Origin of the sequence: Nocardia sp. NPDC023733 (assembly GCF_040639775.1) — a bacterium.
GTDB classification, from domain to species: Bacteria; Actinomycetota; Actinomycetes; order Mycobacteriales; family Mycobacteriaceae; genus Nocardia; species Nocardia rosealba.
Genome location: NZ_JBFAAN010000007.1, coordinates 127,073 through 134,534, shown reverse-complemented (window position 1 = coordinate 134,534; position 7,462 = coordinate 127,073). Strand labels below are relative to the sequence as shown.

Below are 7,462 nucleotides of genomic sequence, written 5' to 3'. Positions count from 1 at the left end.
GTACCTATCCATCCATCCCAGCCACCGCACGCCGCTGCTGCGACCGGCCGGCGTTGCCGATCATCTCACTCAACGCGACGATCGTCGCACCGGCACCTTCCCCTGGTTCGGCAACAGCGACCGCCGATTCGGTGAACACATGGCTCACCTCGTCGGCGCCGTCGTCACCGGACCCCAGAACGACTGCCGCACCGGCGATTCCGGCGGCGACAAGTTCCAGTACCCCGGCTACCGAATCCGGCCTGCCCGCCGTGCGGGTCCGTGATTCGAAATTCAGACCCGTACGCTGCCCGATCCGCTCGGCCGCACCGGCCAGCTCGTCGTAGTTCAGCACCCGGCCACCACCGACGAAGGCCACGTCGTCACCGCGCAGGGCGCGGGTGCGGTGGGCGTAGCCGATGGGACGCGGCGACTCGGCGGCCAGTTCGGCGCGCAGGGCCGGGTCGGCCAGGTCGTACCAGTCGAGACCGTCGGGCGGGTCGAGGATGTCGAGGCTCAGTCCGAGCTTCACCTCCAGCCCGTCGGGTAGCGGCGCGTCGATGGTGAGCAGCGGCACCACGGCCGCACCCGCCTTGAGCACCGCCCACACGGCGATGGCGGCCTCGGCGCCCCGGTCGAGCCGGATCGCGACACCGTTGCCCGGCCCCGCACCGCGCGCGATCAGCGAGCGCGCCAGCTGTGAGGAGCGGGCGTCGAACTGGTGGTAGCTGAGTTCGGTATCGCCCAGGTCGAGGGCGGGCGCGTCGGGATCCTCTTCCACCGCTGCGGCGAGTTCCTGGGCCAGCGCGGCACCGTTGGCCGACGGGGCGGGCGCGTAGGCCGCGGCGGTGAGCTCGCGTTCCTTCTCCCTGGCATCGCGCAGGTCGATATCGCCCACCCGCACCGCGGGATCGGCGGCGACGGCCGCGACGATCTCGGCGAAGCCACGCGCCAGCGCGGCGACGGTGTGTTCCTCGAAAAGGTCTGTCGCGTAGGTGAACACGACACCGACCTCGGCGGGTTCGCCGGTGGCGGTGTGCATGGGTTCCACGTTCACCTGCAGGTCGAACTTGGCCGAGCGCGCGGCGGAGTCCACCGCCTCGATGGTGAGTCCGGGCAGCCGCAGGATCGGTGTCTCGTTGTTGTGGAACGACAGCACCACCTGGAACAGCGGGTTGTGCGAGACGGCGCCGGTGGGCGCCACCTCCTCCACGATCCGCTCGAACGGCAGGTCGGCGTGGGCGAACGCGGTGAGGTCGACTTCGCGCACGGTGTCGACGAATTCGGCGAATCCGCGCTGCGGCGTGACCTCGGTACGCAGGGTCAGGGTGTTGACGAACATGCCGACCAGGTCGTCGAGTTCCGGTTCACCCCGCCCGGCGATGGGTGTGCCGATGGCGATGTCGGTGTCGCCGCTCACCCGGGCGAGCAGCACCGCCAGCGCCGCGTGCACGACCATGAACAGCGACGCGTTGTGCTCGCGGGCGATCTCGGCCAGCCCGGCGTGCACGTCGGCGGACAGCGTGCTTCGCACATCGGCACCGCGCAGCGAGGCCTGCGGTGGACGCGGGTGGTCGTGCGGCAATTCGATGGTGCCGGCGCGACCGGCCAGGGTGGTCCGCCAGAACGCGAGCTGGCGTGCGGCGGTTGATGTCTCGTCGTTCTCGTCGCCGAGCACCGCGCGCTGCCACAGCGCGTAGTCGGCGTACTGCACCGGCAGCGGTGCCCAGCTCGGCGAGCGCCCCTCCACGCGGGCGCGGTAGGCGATCACCAGATCGCGGGCCAGCGGGGCGAGGGAGGCACCGTCGGCGATGATGTGCTGCACCACCACCGCGAGGACATGCTCCTCCTCGGCCAGCGGGTCGGTGTCGGGCACGGTGAACAGGCACGCGCGCAACGGAACTCGCTCGGTGACGTCGAAACCACCGGCCAGCAGCCGCATCAACCGTTCGGCCGGGTCGTCGCAGGTCTCGATCGGCAGCCCGCCCGGCAGCACCGCGCTCACCGGCAGGACCTCCTGGTAGGGCAGCTCGCCCGGCGCGTCGGCCGGGAAGCGGGTGCGCAGCGCCTCGTGCCGCTCGAGCACATCGGCCACGGCGTAGCGCAGTGCCGAGGTGTCGAGCGCGCCGCGCAGGCGGAGCACGAGCGGGATGTTGTAGGCCGGGGAATCCGGGTCGATGCGGTTGAGCAGCCACATGCGCTGCTGGGCGGGCGAGAGCGGAATGACGCCCCGATCCTGGGCGGGAACCAGCGGCGGGCGCGGGTTGGTGACCGCGCCGGGCCGCACCCGCGCGGACAGGGCGGCCACGGTCGGCGCCTCGAAGAGGTCGCGTACCACCAGGTCGGCGGCCAGGGCGGCGTCGATGCGGGCGATGGCCCGGGTCGCCAGCAGCGAGTTGCCGCCGCGATCGAAGAAGTTGTCGTCCAGGCCGACTTCGGGGACGCCGAGCAGGGTGGCGAACACTTCGGCCACGCTCTGTTCGATCGGGGTGGTCGGCGCGCGGAACGTCGCCGCCGAGGTGAACTCGGGGGCGGGCAGCGCGGCCCGGTCGAGCTTGCCGTTCGCGGTCAGCGGCAACCCGGCCACCACCATCACGGCGTCGGGAACCATGTACCCGGTGAGGAATTCGGCGACGGTCGCGCGGACGGTCAGCGGGTCGAGGTCTGCCCCCGCCACCGGGACCACGTACGCGATCAGCCGGTCGCCCGCGTGTTCGTCGGCACGCACGACCACCGCGGCCTGCCCGACACCGGCGACGCCGAGCAGCGCCGACTCGATCTCGCCCGGCTCGATCCGAAAGCCGCGCAACTGCACCTGCTGGTCGCCGCGACCGCCGTATTCGAGGGTCGGGGCGCCTCGGAAGCTCACCCAGCGGCCGAGGTCGCCGGAACGGTAGCGCCGCGATCCGGGCGGCCCGTACGGGTCGGCGACGAAACGGGTCGCGGTCAGTCCCGGCTTGCCGAGGTAGCCGCGCGTCAGCTGGTTGCCCGCGATGTAGAGCTCGCCGGCCACGCCGAAGGGCACCGGGCGCAACCGGTCGTCGAGCACCGCGACCGAAAGACCGGGCAGGGCGCGACCGATCACGCTGCCCGCGGTCGCCGACGGCTGCGGCGCCAGGGCCAGGTGCGACACGTGCACCGTGGTCTCGGTGATGCCGTACATGTTCACCAGTTCGGGTGCGGCCGGGCTGTTTCCGTACCGGTCGTACCAGCGGACGAGTTTACGCGGGTCGAGCGCCTCGCCGCCGAAGATCACGTAGCGCAGCGCGAGCGGGGCGGCACCCGCCGCCTGGGCGGCGCGGTCGGCCTCGTCGAGCTGGGCGAACGCGGTCGGTGTCTGGCTCAGCACCGTCACCTGTTCGCGGGCGAGCAGGGCACGGAACTCGATCGGCGAGCGCGAGGTGACGTGGTCGACGACCACCACCGACGCGCCACCGGCCAGCGCGCACCACAGCTCCCACACCGAGAAGTCGAAGGCGAAGGAGTGGAACACCGTCCACACGTCGTCGACGTCGAAGCTGAACAGCACCTGGGTATTGGCGAACAGCTCGAGCACATTGCGGTGGCTCACCGCCACACCCTTGGGCAGACCGGTGGAACCGGAGGTGTAGATGACGTAGGCCAGATGGTCCGGACGCAGCGGGGCGTGACGTTCGGACGAGTGCAGCGGGGCGTCGGAATGCAGGGCGCGCTCGTCGAGCAGTACCACCGGCAAGGCCGAGGCCCAGCCGTGTCCGGCCGCGCGCAGGATTTCGTATTCCGACGACGAGGCAAGCAGCACAGCGGGTTTCGCGTCGTCGACCACGTACGCGAGGCGTTGCGCCGGGTACCCGGAGTCGATCGGCAGATAGCCCGCGCCCGACAGCAAGACCGCGAGCAGCGCGACCGGCAGCTCCTCGGTTCGTGGCACAGCAACGGCCACAAGGGTTTCCGGGCCCGCGCCGCGGGCGATGAGCGCGCGGGCCAGCGCCGAGGCCTGACCGAACAGATCGGCGAAGCTCAGCGACCGCTCCCCCGCCCGCACCGCGACGGCGTCGGGCTGCTGCCGCGCCTGGGCGGCGAGGAGGTCGACCAGGGTCACCTCGGGAACCGGCACGCCGGGTGAATTGCCTTCCCGGAGCACGAGTTCACGCTCACCGGGAGCGAGGACGTCGATATCCCCGACGGGCAGGGTCGGATCGGCGACCACGGTGCCGAGTACGCGCGCCCAGCGGTCGGCGAAATCACTGACGGTGCCGCGATCGAACAGGTCGGTGGCGTACCCGAACGACACGGCCATGCCCTGCGGTGCGCCGTCGTCACCGATGTGTTCGGCGACCTCCACCTGCAGATCGAACTTGGCGATCGGCACCGTGAAATCACCGTCGCTGACAGTGAGCCCGGGCAATTCGAGGTCGGTGCGGGCCAGGTTCTGGAAGGTGAGCATCACCTGGAACAGCGGATGCCGCGACGTCGAACGGACCGGCTCGAGCAGTTCGACGAGACGCTCGAACGGCACGTCGGCGTGGCCGAAAGCCGCCAGGTCGCGGGCGCGGACGTCGATGAGCAGTTGCCGGAACGACACCGCCGGGTCGATCTCGGTGCGCAACACGAGGGTGTTGACGAACATGCCGATGAGCTCGTCGAGCGCCTGCTCGCCGCGCCCCGCGACCGGAGTGCCGATGGCGATGTCACGAGTGCCCGACAGGCGCGCGAGCAGCAACGCCAGCGCGGTGTGCACCACCATGAACACGGTGGCGTTGTGTTCGCGCGCGAGGTTCTGCAGGCCCGCGTGCACCGAGGCCGGGACGTGGATGTGGTGCAGGTCGCCCTCGTGGCTCGCGACGGCGGGGCGCGGCCGGTCGGCGGGGAGTTCCAGCTGTTCGGGCAGGCCCGCGAGGGTGTCGCGCCAGAACGCCATCTGGGTGGCGAGCAGCGAATGCGTGTCGTCTTCGCGGCCGAGCAGTTCGCGCTGCCACAGCGTGTAGTCGGCGTACTGCACCGGCAGCGGCGGCCACTGCGGTGCGCCGCCGCCGCGTCGCTCGGCGTAGGCGGTGAGCAGGTCCCTGGTGAGCGGGGCGAAGGAGAACCCGTCGGCGGCGATGTGGTGAATCACGCACGCCACGACGTGTTCGGACTCGTCGAGTTCGAAGATGCGGATCCGCACGGGCGGTGCGGCGGTGACGTCGAAGCCGGTGAGCACGGTGTCGGCGACAGCGTCGGCCAGCTCGGTCTCGTCGATCGCGACGACCTCGAAATTCGGGGTGGCCAGCGGATCGCCGGGCGCGAGGATGAGCTGGTGGCCGTGGCCTTCCAGCACCGGCCCGTCGACACCCTCGATGGCCGGGTACACCGTGCGCAGCACCTCGTGCCGGGTGGCGAGGTCACCGATCGCGGCTTGCAGGGCAGGCAGATCCAGGCGCCCGTTCAGGCGGATGACGAGCGGGATGTTGTCGACGGCCGAGGACGGGTCGAACCGGTTGAGGAACCACATCCGCTGCTGGGCGTAGGACAGCGGGATCTGTGCGGGTCGCGACCGGGCGACGAGCGCCAGCGCGCCCGCCGAGGTCCGCTGCTGTTCGGCGCGCTGGGCCAGCGCGGCGACGGTCGGCGCCTCGAAGACGGCCTGCACCGGCACCCGCACGTCGAGTGCGGCACCGATGCGGGCGACGGCCTGGGCGGCCAGCAGCGAGTCGCCGCCGAGCTCGAAGAAGTCGTCGTCGGCGCCGACCCTGCCCGCGCCGTCGCGCAACAGCAGCGCGGCGAACACATCGGCGACGGCCTGCTCGGCGGGGGTGGCGGGCGCGCGGAAACCGCGAGCGGTGAACACCGGGGTCGGCAGCGCGGCGCGGTCGAGTTTGCCGACCGCGTTCAGCGGCAGCTTGTCCAGGACCATGATGACGGCCGGGATCATGTACGCGGGCAGTGATTCGGCGAGGAATTCGGCCAGCTCGCCGGTGTCGACCGTGCGTCCGAGCCGCGGCAGCACATACGACACGAGACCGGTGGCCCCCGACGGCATGGACTTGCCGAGGGTGACGGCGTAGTCGAGGTCGGGATGGGCGGTGAGGGCGTTGTCGATCTCGCCGAGCTCGATGCGGAACCCACGCACCTTCACCTGGAAGTCGGTGCGGCCGAGGTACTCCAGGGTGGCACCGGATTCCACGCGACGCACCAGGTCGCCGGTGCGGTAGAGCCTGCCCGGCCCGAACGGCGAGGCGATGAACCGCTGCGCGGTGAGCCCTGGCTTGCCCAGATACCCCTGCGCCAGCGCCGGACCCGAGAGGTAGAGCTCGCCGACCACGCCCGCGGGCACCGGCCGCAGCCGCGCGTCGAGCACGAACAGGCCCATGCCGGGCACGGCGGTGCCGAGGGTGATCGGCTCGTGCGGGTGCAGGGCGGCGGTGCTGGTGGCGAGAATGGTCGCCTCGGTCGGCCCGTAACCGTTGTGGAAGTTCCGGCCCTCGACCGCCCAGCGGCCGACCAGTTCCGGTCCGAACCGGTCGCCCGCCACGACGACGGTGCGCAGGTCGGGCAGCCCGGCCGGGTCGACCGACTCCAGGGCGCCGGGCGTGATGAGCAGATGGGTCACGCGCTCGCGGCGCAGCAGATCCGACAGTTCGAAACCGCCGAACACGCGCGGCGGCGAGATCACCAGCGTGGCACCGGTGGCGAAGGTGAGCAGCAGCTCGAGCACCGAGACGTCGAAGTTCGGCGAGCACACGTGCAGTACTCGCGAATCCGGGCCGACCCCGAAGTTCTCGCGTTCGGCCGCGACCAGCGAGGCCAGACCCGCGTGGGTCACCACCACGCCCTTGGGTTTGCCGGTGGAGCCGGAGGTGTAGATGACGTAGGCCGGGTGGGCCGGGTCGATCTGGCGCACCCGGTCGGCGTAGCTCACCGCGTGCGCGGGGTGGGCCGCGATGCGCTCGGCTACGACAGGGTCGTCCAGTTCGATCCAGTACAGGCTGGTCCCGAGGCTCGCCCGGTGGGCGGCGGTGGTGAGGCCCAAGGTGGCGCCGGAATCGACGGCGATGTGCGCGATCCGGTCGCTGGGGTAGGCCGGGTCGACGGGCACGTAGGCGGCGCCGGTCTTGGCGATCGCCCACACCGCGAGCACCGATTCGATGGAGCGGGAGATGCCGACGGCGACCACGTCGCCCGCGCCGACACCACGGCCGATCAGTTCACGGGCCAGCCGCGAGGAGCGTTCGTCGAGCTCACGGTAGGTGAGCACCTGCTCGGCACCGGGCATGCCGGTCGGGTTGTAGCGCAGCGCGACGGAATCGGCTGCGGACTCGACAGCAGCCGTGAGCAATTGGCCGAACAGCGCTCGGCCGCCGGTTCGACGACGTTCACGGCCAGCGCGGCGGGGGCTTTCCACAGACCAATACACCTCTCGCGTCCGACGAGGCCGAACGGGACACAGCATAGATCTCTACATTGCACCGCCGACCGTCGCCGAGGTGTGCGCCATGACACACCGACTCTCTGGCAACAGAAT

The 7,462-nt window shown here is 71.1% G+C and carries 1 protein-coding gene; it reads right to left on the bottom strand.

Going from position 1 to position 7,462, the window contains the following annotated elements; genetic code table 11:
- Positions 1-4: 4 nt before the first annotated feature.
- A complete protein-coding gene (locus AB0F86_RS24445) occupies positions 5-7,342 on the bottom strand; it encodes an amino acid adenylation domain-containing protein (RefSeq protein WP_356985959.1) in 7,338 nt (2,445 codons plus the stop codon).
- Positions 7,343-7,462 lie beyond the last annotated feature (120 nt).